Source organism: Virgibacillus halodenitrificans (assembly GCF_001878675.1).
In the GTDB taxonomy this organism is placed as follows: domain Bacteria; phylum Bacillota; class Bacilli; order Bacillales; family Amphibacillaceae; genus Virgibacillus_Q; species Virgibacillus_Q halodenitrificans.
Map to the genome: position 1 here is coordinate 1,695,703 of NZ_CP017962.1, position 13,552 is coordinate 1,709,254.

The window sequence follows — 13,552 nt, forward strand, 5'->3', positions numbered from 1 at the left end:
AGTTGATTTGAAACAGCTTCTTTTTTGTTCTTTAAAGAAAAGTAAATTAAGTTTTGGTATGATATGTTGTAAGGGGGAATTTTTATATGTATTCGGAGGAAAGCCACACGCTCTATGAGATTGCCCATCACTTAGTTTTTCATGGAAGGTATGAAGTATTATATATTAATGAGAATGAGCAAGAAATATGGTTAGAGAAGTATCAAAATAAAGTTTCAAAAGTTATTCGGATAATAAATAAAGGATTTGATTGGAAAAATCATTTGAAGAGAGATATAGCACAGGTTTTTCAAAAAGTAAAAGCGATGAAGCGATTATTAATGGGAAAGCATATTGAAATACACAATGTATATGTTCATTCGAATGATCCGGTAGATGATTGGGAAATCCTTAAGAAGCCAATGAAACTAAATGAAAAAAATTCAATTAAAATGAATCTTTACTATTTATCTCATTCAAGTAGTGAAGAAGAAATGGCTAGGTTATTTAATGATCTGGATATCACGAAGATGCCCAGTATAAAATTGGATGAAACTGAAAGAGAAACTAGAACGGTTTCCCTCAGAAATGAATTACACAAGGAAATGCGCCAAAAGCATGATGAAAAAAATAATGTGCTTTCCTTCGGTAAACCTTTTTTGACATATTTGTTGCTGGCAGTAAATATATTTCTATTTATCCTTTTGGAAGCCAATGGTGGTAGTCAGTCCATTCCGACCTTAATTGAGTTTGGTGCTAAATATAATCCTGATATTATGGCAGGAGAATGGTGGAGAATAGTAAGCTCCATGTTTTTACATATCGGCTTATTGCATTTATTTATGAACATGTTGGCAGTATATTATTTAGGAATTGCTGTTGAAAGGATGTATGGTTCCTGGAGGTTTATAGTAATTTATTTCTTGGCGGGGATTGGTGGGGGAATCGCGAGCTTTGCCTTCTCACAACATGTTTCTGCTGGAGCATCTGGTGCATTGTTTGGTTTGTTTGGAGCTTTGCTGTTTTTTGGACTCCATTATAAAAAGATTTTCTTTCAAACTATGGGGAAAAACGTGCTTATATTGATAGGTATAAATATTTTATTTGGTTTTTTGGTACCACAAATTGACAATGCAGCACATTTGGGAGGATTAATAGCAGGCTTTATTGCTGCTTCTATTACTCATTTACCAAAGAAAAGGGATGTTCAAAAACAAGTGCTAGCAATTCTTATTTATGGTTTCGCTTTGACTGGAATTGGTTATTATGGTTTTTCCAACAACCAAAACAGCCAAAGTTATCAACTTACTCAAATTGAAAAATACTTGCAAGAAGAAAAATACAAAGAAGTTGTCCAGTTGGCTACCGATTCGTTAGACAAAAAAGGTGATTTAGAAGCGACTATATTATTTCAGCGTTCATATGCCTTTATTGAGCTTGGGAAAATAAATGAAGCTAAACAGGACTTACAGGAAGCTGTTAAAATCAATCCGGAATTTCCGCAAGCTTACTATAATTTGGCCTTGGTTTATTACAATACAGGTGAACAGAAAAAGGCGGAAGATGCGATCCGAACAGCCTATAAGCTTAACTCGGAAAATGAAGATTTTATTCATTTATATGAGCAAATAACCGGAGAAAAAGTAGATTAAAACAGGAAATGCTAAGCGCAAGGAAAGCCAAACTAGTTCTAATGCTAAATGTATCAGTTAACACAGCTAAGAACTAAAATGCTCCCTTGCGTCTTTTATTTTATAGGACTATAACGTTGGATTAGCTTCATTTTCTCGCCGTTACTTTCAAAAAGTACGATTAGATGATCAGCTTGGTTGGAGAATAAAACAATTGGTATATAGCTCTGTACCTTTTCTTCGTTACTATTGATAATTGGAATAACATAATTTTTATAAAGTCCTTCCCATAATTGACCCATTATTTTATCCGTTTGCTCTTGTGAAAGGTTTGGTAATGGTTCTTCATTATATTTGGATAGTTGAGTTAAAGGTACAGTTAAATAATCTTTGCTTTTAATCGAAAAATGCTTGAGTAATTGGTGCCAGTGAAAGAGGAGCTGTTGTTTAGTTATACTGTCTAGTAGATGCTTCCATTCTTCTTCATATCTATTTTCAGGCTTTTTAAATGAATCTATAGCTGTAGTGGGGGAATCAATTACATAAAGGTTATCACCAGATAGTCTATGAATGCTCGTTATGTTATTATTTGTATGAATTTCCCCATGATGATAGGATACACTTTGAAAATATCCACTATCCTCCTGGGTAATCTTTTCATTAATATAAATCTTATCAGTGTTCTGTTCCCATTTACTGCGCATACCACGTAATCTGCCATTTTCAAATAAAATTGACACATCCTGTCTAAGGTACATTGGTTTTTCGCTTTTAGAATTACTAGTCCAGCTAATTTCATATTTATCCTTATCTTTTTCTGAAAATAACTTCAAGTTTGTTTCTGTTTCCGTAAATTTAGTTTCCTCATTAGCAGGAAAATATGTAATGGCAGGTTTTGTTTGTACATTAATAAAATATATAGTTATAACACTGATTAGTAGAGCAAATGTAATAGTTATAATCCATTTAAACATCTTATCGCTTCCTTTATATGCTTGTCTTACTGCATTCTATGAATTTGTTCTATACTTTATGCTTGTTTTATGCATAACCACCGGGAACTTGCGCAAATTAATGTAAGACTACTCAACGACTGGGTGAGAAAATGACTAAAGAGAAAAAAGAAGCTTCTAATTCCTATAAAAAGAATATTTCTTATTTACGTGAGCGGCTTGGTGTTGATAAAAATTTCGATGTTATTCAGCTTGATTTAGAATATGCTGGTCGAAAGATGGCCTTCTTTTTTATTGATGGGTTCGTAAAAGATGATATATTACATTTACTTATGAAGTTTTTGGCAAAACTTGAACCTGAACATTTGGATCCGGATCCACTCACTAGACTGATGAAAACTTACATTCCTTATGTTGAAATAGAGAAGGAAGATGATTTAAACAAAGTTACCGATTTTGTCCTGGCTGGACCCGCGGCATTAGTAGTAGAGGGAATTGATGAAATTATTTTAATTGATGCCAGAACATATCCTGCACGGTCTCCAGAAGAGCCAGACTTAGAGAGGGTTGTTAGAGGTTCAAGAGATGGATACGTCGAAACCATTGTGTTTAATACGGCATTAACCAGAAGAAGAGTACGAGATCGCTCTCTTCGAATGGAATATTTACAAATTGGGAGAAGATCAAAAACAGATGTATGTGTCTGTTATTTAGAAGATATTGCAGAGGAAGAAAGAGTGGAAGACTTAAAAAAAGTACTGAAAGCAATTGATACAGATGGTCTTCCAATGGCGGAAAAAACGGTTGAAGAATTTATAAGTGGAAGGCATTGGAATCCATATCCGGCTGTACGCTATACTGAAAGGCCAGATACGGCCGCTTCCCACTTATATGAAGGACATGTGCTGCTTATTATTGATGGTTCACCAAGTGTGATGATCACTCCGGCAACTTATTGGCATCATATGCAACATGCAGAGGAATACCGTCAAAAGCCATTGGTTGGTGCATATTTAAGGCTAGTACGGTTTATTGCCGTTATGGCTTCCATTTTTATTCTCCCATTATATTTTTTATTCTCAGAAAATCCGGAAATACTCCCCGATGCACTTGAGTTTATTGGCCCGAGTGAACCAGGAGTAATCCCTTTATTATTTCAATTTTTAATTGCAGAAATAGGTATAGATATATTAAGGATGGCTGCAATTCACACTCCTTCGTCATTAGCAACCGCTCTAGGCTTGGTTGCTGCAATTATGATCGGGCAGGTTTCTGTTGAAGTAGGTTGGTTTTCCTACGAGGTAGTTTTATATCTTGCAGTAGCTGCTATTGGCACCTATGCTACACCAAGTTACGAAATGAGTTTAGCGAACAGGCTTGTACGTATTTTCTTGTTGCTAATGGCAGCGAGTTTTGGAGTTGCAGGCTATGTGCTTGGGGTTAGCTTATGGATTCTATATTTAGTAAGGATGAACTCCTTTAAAGTCCCTTATTTTTGGCCATTCCTGCCATTTTCTTATAAAGCATTCAGAGATATATTTATTCGTTCTCCGATTCCATTGAAAAATAGGAGGCCCACATTTCTCCATCCTAAAGACCCGGACCGTTAATAAAGGCGAAGGGTCTTTTTTAATGGATATAAAAGTATAGAGAATTTGTCTTCACAAAAGTTTTAATATAAAATGCCTTAGCTATTTTTTCAGAAGCAGAAGGTGAATAAATTTGCTATAATAAAAATGGTGATAAAAATGAAATCAATGTACGATATTCGTCAGTTATTAAAAAAATTTGGAACATACATATATACAGGGAATAAGATAGGTGATTTAGAGCTCATGGAAATGGAAATTGAAGAGCTTCAAAAATATGGATTTATTCAGAAGGAGGACTACATAAGTGCCAAGCTGTTATTGAGAAAAGAAATGGCTATTATTCGTGATCAACAAGCAATGGAAGGGGAAAGCAAATGAGTAAATATATATTAGGTGTGGATATAGGGGGAACTTCTGTAAAGATAGGCATTATTACCAATGAAGGTGATATCCGGTACAAATGGGAGATACCAACTGTTAAGACAAACGGGGGAAACTCTATTCTCTCTGACCTTTGGAGTGCTATTGAAACAAAACTGCAGGATTTACATATAAATAAGCGTACAATAATAGGTATAGGCGTGGGAGCTCCAGGTTTTATTGATGGGGATACCGGTTTCATACATGAAGCTGTAAATATCGGGTGGAAGAATTATCGTTTAGCAGAAATATTAACAAAGCTATCTGGACTTCCTGTTTACCTTGAAAATGATGCGAATATAGCTGTGTTAGGAGAAAATTGGAAGGGTGCCGGCAATCAGGCGACAAATCTACTAGCAATAACACTTGGAACCGGAGTTGGTGGTGGTATCATTGCCAATGGTAAAATAATTAATGGAGAAAATGGTATGGCAGGAGAAATTGGCCATATCACTGTTGATAAAAATGGATACCAATGTAATTGTGGGAGAGTTGGTTGCTTGGAAACTGTAGCATCGGCAACTGGTATTGTCAGGCAAGCAATGGATGTAATTACTCATGACAAACAATCCAGAATGGCAGAGCATTACATGAAGACAGGTGTTGTTACAGCTAAAGACATCTTTATTTTCGCAGAGGAAGGTGATAAAGCTGCTCTTAAAATAGTTAGACATACTGCAGACGTGTTAGGGTTGTTAATTTCAAATCTAGGTACAATTATAAACCCATCAAAAGTATTAATCGGGGGTGGGGTGTCTAAAGCCGGGGATACATTAATCAATGAAATAAAAATGGCATTTGAAAAATATGCCTTAAAAAGAGTCAGTGATATTTGCGAAATTAAAACAGCTAAGCTGGGAAATGATGCAGGGATTATTGGTGCTGCTTTTCTTGTTAAACAGAAAAAGGAAAATCTCACGTTTTAAAGCAATACTGTATATTTAACTGATATTTATTCTTTGAAAGTAAAAGCTGAATTGGATGTTACAAATTAAGGAAATTAATTAATTTCACATAAAAAAGCTGCTTCATTAGAGGAAGCAGCTTTTTTATGTGAAATGTTCTTATCCAGCGATTTCTGAAATTAATGTTGCAATTGAGAAAAAACCAAAAGCAACGGCAGTGATTGCAGAGAATCCTAATGCAAAAAGGTTCTTATACTTCAATTGACGAATAACAGATACTACTGCGAGTAAAGTAACTAATAAAAGCAGAATTGCCAATACAATATGCATTACTAATTCATCCTCCTTGTATGCTTCCTACTATCTCATGTTTGATAATGGAACTATATTTTATTATTATGTATCTAAGTAATTATATTATATATTTTATAGTAAAAACAATATTTTGTCGAGGTAAATCCAAACTTGTTTTACGAAGAAATGAGGAGGCAGGAAAAGTGGAAGTCATTAAAATGCCGTTAGGCCCATTAGGCACTAATTGCTACATCGTCCATAACAATAAAAACGCGTTAATTTTTGATCCTGGTGGCGACGAGGATAAGATCATTCATTATTTAGAAGACAAGAATATTATTCCTCAAGCCATATTATTGACTCATGCACATTTCGATCATATTGGCGGTGTTGAGACTTTAAGAAAGCATTACAATATAGAGGTATATTTGCATGAGAAAGAATCTTCCTGGTTAGCAGAACCCAGTTTAAATGGTTCTTCTTTATTTATGGGAGACAAAATCGTCACACAAGACCCCGATAAAAGAATTGTACCAGGGAAGATGACTATTGGTGAATTCAACTTTGATGTGCTGTACACTCCTGGTCACTCGCCAGGCAGTACCAGTTTTGTTTTTGAAGATGAAGGTTTCGTCATCAGTGGAGATGTTTTGTTTAAACAGGGGATAGGCAGGACTGACTTACCTGGTGGAGATTATAAACAGTTAGAGAGCAGTATTAGAGACCAATTATATAAGTTGAGTGATACATTTCTTGTATATCCTGGGCATGGTGGAACCACAACGATTAGGGAAGAAAAAATCCAAAATCCTTTTGTGCGAGAATAATATAGTAAAAACCCTTCTTAATAGAAGGGTTTTTTTGGGGGGATGTGCTCTGTTCTTTCGTTGTTAAAGGGATATAAGTTAAGCTACACCTTTACTATAAACCCAACCAGTTATCATGTCAACAGAAAAATGGCCTGCAAACGAATACGTAAGCAGCGCCATTTTTCTTAGTGTCCGAAACCAGGTACAAGTATAAATTCTGTATACCACGTAAAACCAATAAAGAATACAGTACAATAAGCTCCGAATAAATACATATACATACGTTCAGATAATTTCAAATAACTAACTGTAAGGAAAAATACCGTCTGTACCAAGAATAATACTGCTGTCTTCTGCATGTCGCCAATATAAAACATTACTGTAAAAATTCCTGTCCAAAAGGCAAGCACACGAAACATACGATCCATGTTTTCCCCTCCTTTTATGTATCCTTATCATTGATATTATAAACGAGGTTTGTCATATTGTAAACGATACTGATAAATGAATTTAAATTCTCGCTATATAAGTACAGTTTTCACATCCTTCAAACATATTATTCACTTCCTGTAATTGAACGTTTTCAAACAACACTTCGAGCATCCCTTTTATGAAAGCCTGATGCATGTTACAGATTATCGTATGATTGGATGAAGCAATCTCTTTAAATGGGCAGTTATTAATATGAAAAGATATTATATTATTTTCTTCATTATAAGAAAAAGAAGGATACATTCCCAACAATGTCCCGGCGTCTTCCAATAACCTCATCTTATTTTCAATGGTGATAGATTGTGGTTGTAGGTTATTATGTTGATTTTCCATTAATTTTTGTCCGTACTTTTTTCCAGTTTGATATAACGCCACTTTACCTGGTTCGCCTAATTCCATAAATGCTTCCAGTGCAATAGAGGATAATAATTTATAATCTCGATGAGGAAAGTTCAGTTCAATTACCTGATCTGATAAACGGTATCTTCGGCTAGGTCTTCCACCTTTTCCGGATTTTAGATTGTAGGAGACAACCATCCCGATATCTTCCAGTTTAGATAAATGAAGTCTTGCAACATTTGGATGAATAAAGAAAGCTTTAGCAATGTCATTTACATTCACTTCCTCATGTTCTTTTATTAAATATTGATAAATATTATATCTTGTTGGGTCACTCAGTACGTTTGTTATCTTCAACGTATTTTCCATCATCTATCACCCCATTATGTTATTACTTATATTATAGTAAAAATAATCTATGCACGGGCTAGTACTTCTTTTTTGTAAGAAAATGTCCACATTTAGTCTTTAGGGTAAAAGTGAGGAATATTTATATTTTGTTTAAAAGTATGTTCAGAATGGTTATTTGTAGTTACTTTAGCAAGCGTTTCCCAAGTGTCTTTTGTAATAGAAGTTGTGGTAATGTTTACTTCTCCTTGCAAAAATGAGTAGTATAAGGTGTGAGGAAGAGCACTTGGGTCATCATATTCTTCCATGACAGATTGGAAACCCATTTGCAGGAGTGTGTGCATTTTTATCCTCTCTAGATGCGCTTCACTCATGTGAATCTCATTTTGATAACTGGTTATAGTTGCTGTAATTAAAATAAAAAATATAGATATCGTAAAGAGTACCACTGGGAGAATAAAACCTCTTTGATTAGTGATTGTAGAAAGGAATCGTTTTTTCATATGAGTCTCCTTTGTCAGATGTGACACTTATATGATATCCGTAGGGTAGTGGAGAAAACTGTACATTTTTTATGTCTCTCAAATAAATTTCATGCCCTTCTCCGTCAACTTGTCTGCGAATTTGATTCTTATATTGACTTATAACAGCAATCGTCCCATCTGATAATTGTAAAGAAACCGAGGTAGGATCTACTTTATATCCTACCGCTGTTAATGAATCTTCCATTAAAAAATGAGTAAATTGCTGTAAGGATAGTTCCATATCATTGGAAGTGTATTTATCGACTTTTACTAATTCAAAAGGTAAGGGCAATAGTAATAATAGAAGGGATAGAGCTAGTAACATGTTAAGAAAGGTAAAACCCTTTTCAGCTTTTAGGTACACCATACAAGCAATGGCTTTCTTTTTTCTTTTTAGCATTTTCCCACACAACACATCCTTTTAAATAATTCCTATCAAGTACAAATGTGAAAGTGACCAATTTCTGATTAATATTTTTTACTGTTTCATACGGAGTCTTTTTACTTACCAATAGAAAAGGCTGCATTTCATCATGGAGTCTATCAACAATGGTACGCCGATCACTCAATATTATTTTTTCTGTAGTTATTATATGAAGGAGAGGAAACATAGTAGTTACAACAGTCATTAGTATACTTGCAGAAATAATTACTTCTACCAAGGTAAAACCGTTATTCTTTTTCAAGATAAAACCTCCCCTTACCGAATGGAAAAATTATTTTATATCTTTCATCTCCCATAAATAAATCCATACTTCTAGGTTGGCGAATATTTCCGTTTTGTTCAAATTTTAAATATTGATGTTTTCTAGTATCGATTCGAACACCTGGAGGATAGTTTCTTATAATAGGCTTTCTTCTTTTTGTAAAATAGATTGTATAAAAATCTTCTTTAAATGTGATATATGGTCTTTGTTCCACTGATCCCTTAATAGATGTGACCTGCTGTATATAAAGAGTATCGTTTTCCAGCGTATTTATAAATTGTTCTCTTTCTTGTTTTGATATGGCAGATAAACTCCAAGTGACTGACAGAAGGGAAAGAATTGATACGATGCTTAGGACGAGGAGCATTTCAATGAGTGTAAAGCCATTTTTATTGGCCATTTGTCGGAGGAGCACTGACGATTCCGTCCTCATACTTTAACTTTTCTTTACTCGGGCACTCTGTTTGGCTTGCTTTAATATACTTTCCTTGAATTAAAGAATCCAGTGTGGGAGGGAGGTTTCCTTCTTCCAAATGATAAAGATCCACCTGGGCCTGTACTACATTCACAAGTGCTTCGCATCCTTTATCGTGAACCTGTTTACTCTTTCCGCTTAGGTTAGGCACAATCAATATAATTAAAACTGATATAATCATTAAGACGATAAGCATTTCTATCAATGTAAAACCCCTGTTATTTTTTAGCATGATTAACCTCCTTATATTGTTGTAATTAATTGAAACATTGGCCACATTAAAATAATGTAGATAAAAATGATAAAGCAAGCCACAATGATGAAAAATAGCGGTTGAAAATACGTTATGGATTTCATTAATTTTGTTTGAATGGATTCGGATAACCATTCAGCATATAAAGATAATTCTTTCTCTAGTTCCAAGCTGTCATTATTTTTTTGAAAAATAGCTACAAGCTGTTTATCAAGAAAGCTAAATTGAGAAAGCAAAGAGGAAATGTAAAACCCTCTTGATAATTCATCAATTAAAAGGTCAGAATAGTAGGCGATGATCGGTTGTTTCTTTTGTTGTTTCATTTGTAGAAGAATATCTTTATAATTCATTCCGGCTTTTAATAAGGTTTGAAAATGTGTGGCAAATTGAAATGAAGTTTGAAGCTTGAGAATTGTTCTGTAGAATGGAAGCCTGTTATAGAGTGCAATTCTGTTTTCAATGGAGAACTTGTGTCTGGTGAATTGCCAAAATATAACCACTATAATTAAGATGATAAGTAATAAAACCGCTATTGTAAAAAACACTTCAATAGTTATCATCGAAATAACTACAGTGGAAGATGCTTCTTCGCTTGTTTGGAAAATATCTATAAAGGAGGGAAGAACAGATTGCTTAATGAAGATAAGCAGAAGTGAAAAAATGGTAAGTAAAATAAGTGGATACCTGATCATTTGACTGAGTTTCCTTGTGTACTTAAGCCGATCGGAAAACATATCAACACACTTTCCAATGCTTCCCTCTAAATCACCATTCGATTTCACAAAACTCATGTAATCAACAACTATAGGATGAAAATGAGCTTTTTCAAAAGCCTCATCAATCGTGTAACCATTTTGGAGAGAAAGTGAAATATTATCAGCTGCTGTGCTTAGCTGTGTATCCCATTTGATTATTTTTAATCCATCAAGGAGTGTGTAACCATTTAGTAGTAGTCGATGAAGACGTCTTATAAAATTCAATTGAAGTGCTGGTGCCAATTTATCTTTTTTCTTGAAACACATGATAATTTTCCTCAGAAAAATAGCCATAAGCAAATGCCTTCTTTCTTAAATAATCAAATGTATGAAACTGATCATTTGCAGCTATATCCATATTCCGTATTGTTTTAAACAATGCTTCTTTTTCTAATAGTTCGAGAATAGCTGCTCGACGGATAGTTCTATTATCAATATCTATGGGAATTAATTGTAATGCTGCTACCGCTATTAATGATTGCTCCAAATCTGTTTGCTTTAATCCCATTTCCAATAATCTGTGTATAGTTCCTGGTGCATCCTTCGCGTGAAGAGTACTCAATACGAGGTGGCCCGTAAGCGAAGCATCAAAAGCAAAACGGGCTGTATAACTATCGCGAATTTCCCCTACCATAATGATGTCAGGATCGTGACGAAGTGCTGCTTTTAATCCTGTTTGATACGTTACGCCAGCTTTTTCATTAACTTGGACTTGTAAAATATCGGCCATATTTTTCTCTATTGGATCTTCTAATGTAATGGTCTGGTAGGATTTTTCTTTCAGAATGGTTTCCAATAAGGCATATAAAGTCGTAGTTTTGCCGCTTCCTGTTGTTAGCGTTACATAAATACAATGTTACTAATCACGGTTTTATACTGTCCTCTCAACGATCTATCTTTTCTTTTAGGGGGAGTTTCAATTATTTCTATCTCAATCTTTCTAATAAACCTAGAGATAAATTCTCTTTTATGTTCGTCATCCAGGTATTTAAATCCGTCATTAAATGATATTACAATGTCTTTTATTTCTTCTGGGTTGATAATGTATTCTTGATTGTTTTCTTGGGTTTTTGCTTTAAGGTCATCATAAATTTCCTTTGTTTCATTCATTAGTTTTTTGAACTCACCATCAGTCATTAAATCATTGGCCCAGGCTCTTTGAAATTTTTCTCTTTTCTTTTCTACTTTTTTAAGCTCTTCAATGTGAGGATTTTCTTTTTGCTCTGGTAGTTTAAATTGTTCAAATGTAACATTCTCCATATATTCATATAGTGCTTTTCTTAAAACTTGATCACTTGGGCTTTTAGTGAATTTCTTACTTTTAGCACATGGTTGGCAACGATAAACAGCACCTTCATAATTACTGCCGTCTGCTCTTTTACGTATAAATCGATTCACCGACATTATCTTGCCGCATTCTGGACAAACTATTTTATTTTGAAACACATACGTATTTTTAACATTTCTTAATCTGGTATGTGTTCTATCTTCTAATATTTGTTGTATCTTTAAATATTCTTCTTTGGATATAAGACCTTCATGCGTGTTTTCATATATCCTATCATTCCATCTAGTAGATCCATAAAGGGCAGGGTTCCTCAATATCCTTAATACGGTATTAGCTAGCCATTTACCTTTATCATCGTTAGTGTTTGTAAGATAATCGGCTATCCTCATAGCAGACCAACCGGATTTTAATTTATCTATCATATCCAACACTATATTGGCTTTCTCATTTGCCACTAGTTTTTCTTCCTCATTGAGATCAAATCCGTAAGGTACGTTGCCTACACGTTCTCCTTTAGATACCTTTTCTTCCAAGGCCATCTTAATTCTTTCCGATGAATTCTCTACTTCCCATTGAGCCATTGCAGCTACAATAGTAATAAACATTCTTCCCATAGCTGTAGATGTGTCATAGGGTTCTGTTGCTGACTTAAACGTACATCCATGTTTGTCTAATACTTCTAGCATTTTATGAAGATCAAGTACTGATCTGGTGAAGCGATCCAATTTATAGACTAATATCATTCTTATCTTATCTTGTTGCACATCATTTATTAGCTTTTCTAATTCAGGGCGATTGGTGCTTCTTCCAGAAATACCTTCATCTACATAAAATTTATAATTAGACCATCCTTGTGCTTTGCAAAATGCTGTTAATCTTTCTCGTTGCGCAGAGATTGAATATCCTTCTTTCACTTGTTCAATTGTAGATACTCTTATATAAATGCCAATCATATTAATTACCTCCTATAAAAAGAGGGAGGTGATCAGCCTCCCTGATGATTAATCTTTGACGTCAATTATTAATCTAAACCGACTACATAAACGACAACTTTTCCATATATTTTTAAATCAGAATTAGTTGTATTAGTTATATAATCTGTAAATCTTCGATCACTTGAATGTGGTCTGAAAATAATTTTATCTTCATCCCTGTAAAATTTTTTAACCGAGTACTCATGGTGATCACTGAATACTACAATATCTCCGTCTTTTAAATTACACAAATCCATGGGTTTTACTGCAATAAGAGAATCATGCGGCATTACTTTATTCATAGACTCTCCATTAATTCTAGTAATAAAAACATCACTTCCAGCCCACTTACCCATCAGCGCATCCGGTATTTCTATCTCATCTACTTGTTTAATAGAGGCCACATCCAAAGGTAAGCCTGCGGAAATAGCGGTGGGGATGAACTTGTAAGGTGTAGAAATTACCTTATTATTGTTTTCTTCCCACCCCATTAAATATGCAGGGGATACCCTTAATACTTCAGCTAATGGCACAATTACTTCATAAGGCATATTTTCAATTTCATTCTTTTCATACCTATAAATGGTTGCTCTATTTTTTCCTAGTTTTTCTGCTAGTTCATCTGCAGTCAATTTTAATTGTTTTCTTCTACGTTTAATGCGCTCTCCAACATTCATTATTTCACCTCTTTTCTTAATTCAATTATATCATTTTGTCGCAAATATGCAACGAAAATTAGTTATTCTATAAAACTATTATTATTTTATGCGAAAAATGTCTTGACCTTTGTAAAATTGTGTCGTAAGATTTAGTC

General features: G+C 34.3%; 17 protein-coding genes and 1 pseudogene. 5 read left to right on the forward strand and 13 right to left on the reverse strand.

Annotation, left to right across the window (positions count from 1 at the left end):
* The first annotated feature begins 86 nt into the window (after window positions 1-86).
* Complete coding sequence (locus tag BME96_RS08860) at window positions 87-1,631, forward strand: rhomboid family intramembrane serine protease (protein WP_071648881.1); 1,545 nt, start codon at window positions 87-89, stop codon at window positions 1,629-1,631.
* 95 nt (window positions 1,632-1,726) lie between these two features.
* Here BME96_RS08860 and BME96_RS08865 read toward each other — a convergent pair whose 3' ends face one another.
* Entirely contained in the window at window positions 1,727-2,584 is an 858-nt protein-coding gene (locus BME96_RS08865; protein WP_071648882.1) for a hypothetical protein, read from the reverse strand.
* Window positions 2,585-2,715: 131 nt separating this feature from the next.
* On the opposite strand from BME96_RS08865, the gene BME96_RS08870 reads away from it, so the two are divergent.
* From BME96_RS08870 to BME96_RS08880, 3 genes are all read left to right on the forward strand, one after another.
* Window positions 2,716-4,173 carry a spore germination protein gene (locus BME96_RS08870; protein ID WP_071648883.1) on the forward strand — a complete coding sequence of 486 codons (1,458 nt, stop codon included), beginning with the start codon at window positions 2,716-2,718 and terminating at the stop codon, window positions 4,171-4,173.
* 138 nt (window positions 4,174-4,311) lie between these two features.
* Window positions 4,312-4,533 carry a YqgQ family protein gene (locus tag BME96_RS08875; protein WP_060678446.1) on the forward strand — a complete coding sequence of 74 codons (222 nt, stop codon included), beginning with the start codon at window positions 4,312-4,314 and terminating at the stop codon, window positions 4,531-4,533.
* On the forward strand, window positions 4,530-5,501 hold the full coding sequence (locus tag BME96_RS08880) for an ROK family glucokinase (RefSeq protein WP_071648884.1): 972 nt from the start codon (window positions 4,530-4,532) through the stop codon (window positions 5,499-5,501). The genes BME96_RS08875 and BME96_RS08880 overlap by 4 nt, the downstream gene beginning before the upstream one ends.
* A 138-nt stretch (window positions 5,502-5,639) precedes the next feature.
* Here the strand turns inward: BME96_RS08880 and BME96_RS08885 are convergent, their stop codons facing one another.
* Window positions 5,640-5,810, reverse strand: coding sequence for a DUF2759 family protein (locus BME96_RS08885; RefSeq protein ID WP_019377945.1), 171 nt, complete (start codon window positions 5,808-5,810; stop codon window positions 5,640-5,642).
* A 167-nt stretch (window positions 5,811-5,977) separates the two neighbouring features.
* Here BME96_RS08885 and BME96_RS08890 point away from each other — a divergent pair, with 167 nt between their 5' ends.
* Window positions 5,978-6,601 carry an MBL fold metallo-hydrolase gene (locus BME96_RS08890; RefSeq protein WP_071648885.1) on the forward strand — a complete coding sequence of 208 codons (624 nt, stop codon included), beginning with the start codon at window positions 5,978-5,980 and terminating at the stop codon, window positions 6,599-6,601.
* A 167-nt stretch (window positions 6,602-6,768) separates the two neighbouring features.
* Here the strand turns inward: BME96_RS08890 and BME96_RS08895 are convergent, their stop codons facing one another.
* From BME96_RS08895 to BME96_RS08945, 11 genes and pseudogenes are all read right to left on the reverse strand, one after another.
* Entirely contained in the window at window positions 6,769-7,011 is a 243-nt protein-coding gene (locus tag BME96_RS08895; RefSeq protein ID WP_019377943.1) for a DUF2626 domain-containing protein, read from the reverse strand.
* Between the two features lie 82 nt (window positions 7,012-7,093).
* Window positions 7,094-7,783, reverse strand: coding sequence for a helix-turn-helix transcriptional regulator (locus BME96_RS08900; RefSeq protein WP_071649986.1), 690 nt, complete (start codon window positions 7,781-7,783; stop codon window positions 7,094-7,096).
* Between the two features lie 92 nt (window positions 7,784-7,875).
* Window positions 7,876-8,265, reverse strand: coding sequence for a hypothetical protein (locus tag BME96_RS08905; RefSeq protein WP_071648886.1), 390 nt, complete (start codon window positions 8,263-8,265; stop codon window positions 7,876-7,878).
* Window positions 8,234-8,686 (reverse strand): competence type IV pilus minor pilin ComGF, encoded by a 453-nt coding sequence (locus BME96_RS08910; protein WP_083547446.1) that lies wholly within the window; start codon window positions 8,684-8,686, stop codon window positions 8,234-8,236. The genes BME96_RS08905 and BME96_RS08910 overlap by 32 nt, the downstream gene beginning before the upstream one ends.
* A complete protein-coding gene (locus BME96_RS08915; protein ID WP_071648888.1) occupies window positions 8,634-8,972 on the reverse strand; it encodes a prepilin-type N-terminal cleavage/methylation domain-containing protein in 339 nt (112 codons plus the stop codon). Before BME96_RS08915 ends, BME96_RS08910 begins: the two co-directional genes overlap by 53 nt.
* Window positions 8,959-9,408, reverse strand: coding sequence for a competence type IV pilus minor pilin ComGD (gene comGD, locus BME96_RS08920; RefSeq protein WP_197035846.1), 450 nt, complete (start codon window positions 9,406-9,408; stop codon window positions 8,959-8,961). Before comGD ends, BME96_RS08915 begins: the two co-directional genes overlap by 14 nt.
* On the reverse strand, window positions 9,383-9,700 hold the full coding sequence (gene comGC / locus BME96_RS08925) for a competence type IV pilus major pilin ComGC (protein WP_019377937.1): 318 nt from the start codon (window positions 9,698-9,700) through the stop codon (window positions 9,383-9,385). Before comGC ends, comGD begins: the two co-directional genes overlap by 26 nt.
* 11 nt (window positions 9,701-9,711) lie before the next feature.
* Window positions 9,712-10,770, reverse strand: coding sequence for a type II secretion system F family protein (locus tag BME96_RS08930; RefSeq protein ID WP_071648890.1), 1,059 nt, complete (start codon window positions 10,768-10,770; stop codon window positions 9,712-9,714).
* Window positions 10,721-11,326: pseudogene (locus BME96_RS08935) on the reverse strand (ATPase, T2SS/T4P/T4SS family); the annotation flags it as partial. The pseudogene BME96_RS08935 and the gene BME96_RS08930, both read right to left, overlap by 50 nt.
* The gene (locus BME96_RS08940) at window positions 11,317-12,717 is read right to left on the reverse strand and encodes a recombinase family protein (RefSeq protein WP_071648891.1); all 1,401 of its coding nucleotides are present in this window, start codon (window positions 12,715-12,717) and stop codon (window positions 11,317-11,319) included. The gene BME96_RS08940 and the pseudogene BME96_RS08935, both read right to left, overlap by 10 nt.
* Window positions 12,718-12,785: 68 nt before the next feature.
* A complete protein-coding gene (locus BME96_RS08945; RefSeq protein WP_071648892.1) occupies window positions 12,786-13,415 on the reverse strand; it encodes a helix-turn-helix domain-containing protein in 630 nt (209 codons plus the stop codon).
* Window positions 13,416-13,552: the final 137 nt, after the last annotated feature.

Bases quoted from the DNA above. Each gene is read 5' to 3' on its own strand.
- BME96_RS08860 (WP_071648881.1), top strand. From the start codon at position 87: ATGTATTCGGAGGAAAGCCACACGCTCTATGAGATTGCCCATCACTTA.
- BME96_RS08865 (WP_071648882.1), bottom strand. From the start codon at position 2,584: ATGTTTAAATGGATTATAACTATTACATTTGCTCTACTAATCAGTGTT.
- BME96_RS08870 (WP_071648883.1), top strand. From the start codon at position 2,716: ATGACTAAAGAGAAAAAAGAAGCTTCTAATTCCTATAAAAAGAATATT.
- BME96_RS08875 (WP_060678446.1), top strand. From the start codon at position 4,312: ATGAAATCAATGTACGATATTCGTCAGTTATTAAAAAAATTTGGAACA.
- BME96_RS08880 (WP_071648884.1), top strand. From the start codon at position 4,530: ATGAGTAAATATATATTAGGTGTGGATATAGGGGGAACTTCTGTAAAG.
- BME96_RS08885 (WP_019377945.1), bottom strand. From the start codon at position 5,810: ATGCATATTGTATTGGCAATTCTGCTTTTATTAGTTACTTTACTCGCA.
- BME96_RS08895 (WP_019377943.1), bottom strand. From the start codon at position 7,011: ATGGATCGTATGTTTCGTGTGCTTGCCTTTTGGACAGGAATTTTTACA.
- BME96_RS08900 (WP_071649986.1), bottom strand. From the start codon at position 7,783: ATGGAAAATACGTTGAAGATAACAAACGTACTGAGTGACCCAACAAGA.
- BME96_RS08905 (WP_071648886.1), bottom strand. From the start codon at position 8,265: ATGAAAAAACGATTCCTTTCTACAATCACTAATCAAAGAGGTTTTATT.
- BME96_RS08910 (WP_083547446.1), bottom strand. From the start codon at position 8,686: ATGCTAAAAAGAAAAAAGAAAGCCATTGCTTGTATGGTGTACCTAAAA.
- comGC (WP_019377937.1), bottom strand. From the start codon at position 9,700: ATGCTAAAAAATAACAGGGGTTTTACATTGATAGAAATGCTTATCGTC.
- BME96_RS08930 (WP_071648890.1), bottom strand. From the start codon at position 10,770: ATGGCTATTTTTCTGAGGAAAATTATCATGTGTTTCAAGAAAAAAGAT.
- BME96_RS08940 (WP_071648891.1), bottom strand. From the start codon at position 12,717: ATGATTGGCATTTATATAAGAGTATCTACAATTGAACAAGTGAAAGAA.
- BME96_RS08945 (WP_071648892.1), bottom strand. From the start codon at position 13,415: ATGAATGTTGGAGAGCGCATTAAACGTAGAAGAAAACAATTAAAATTG.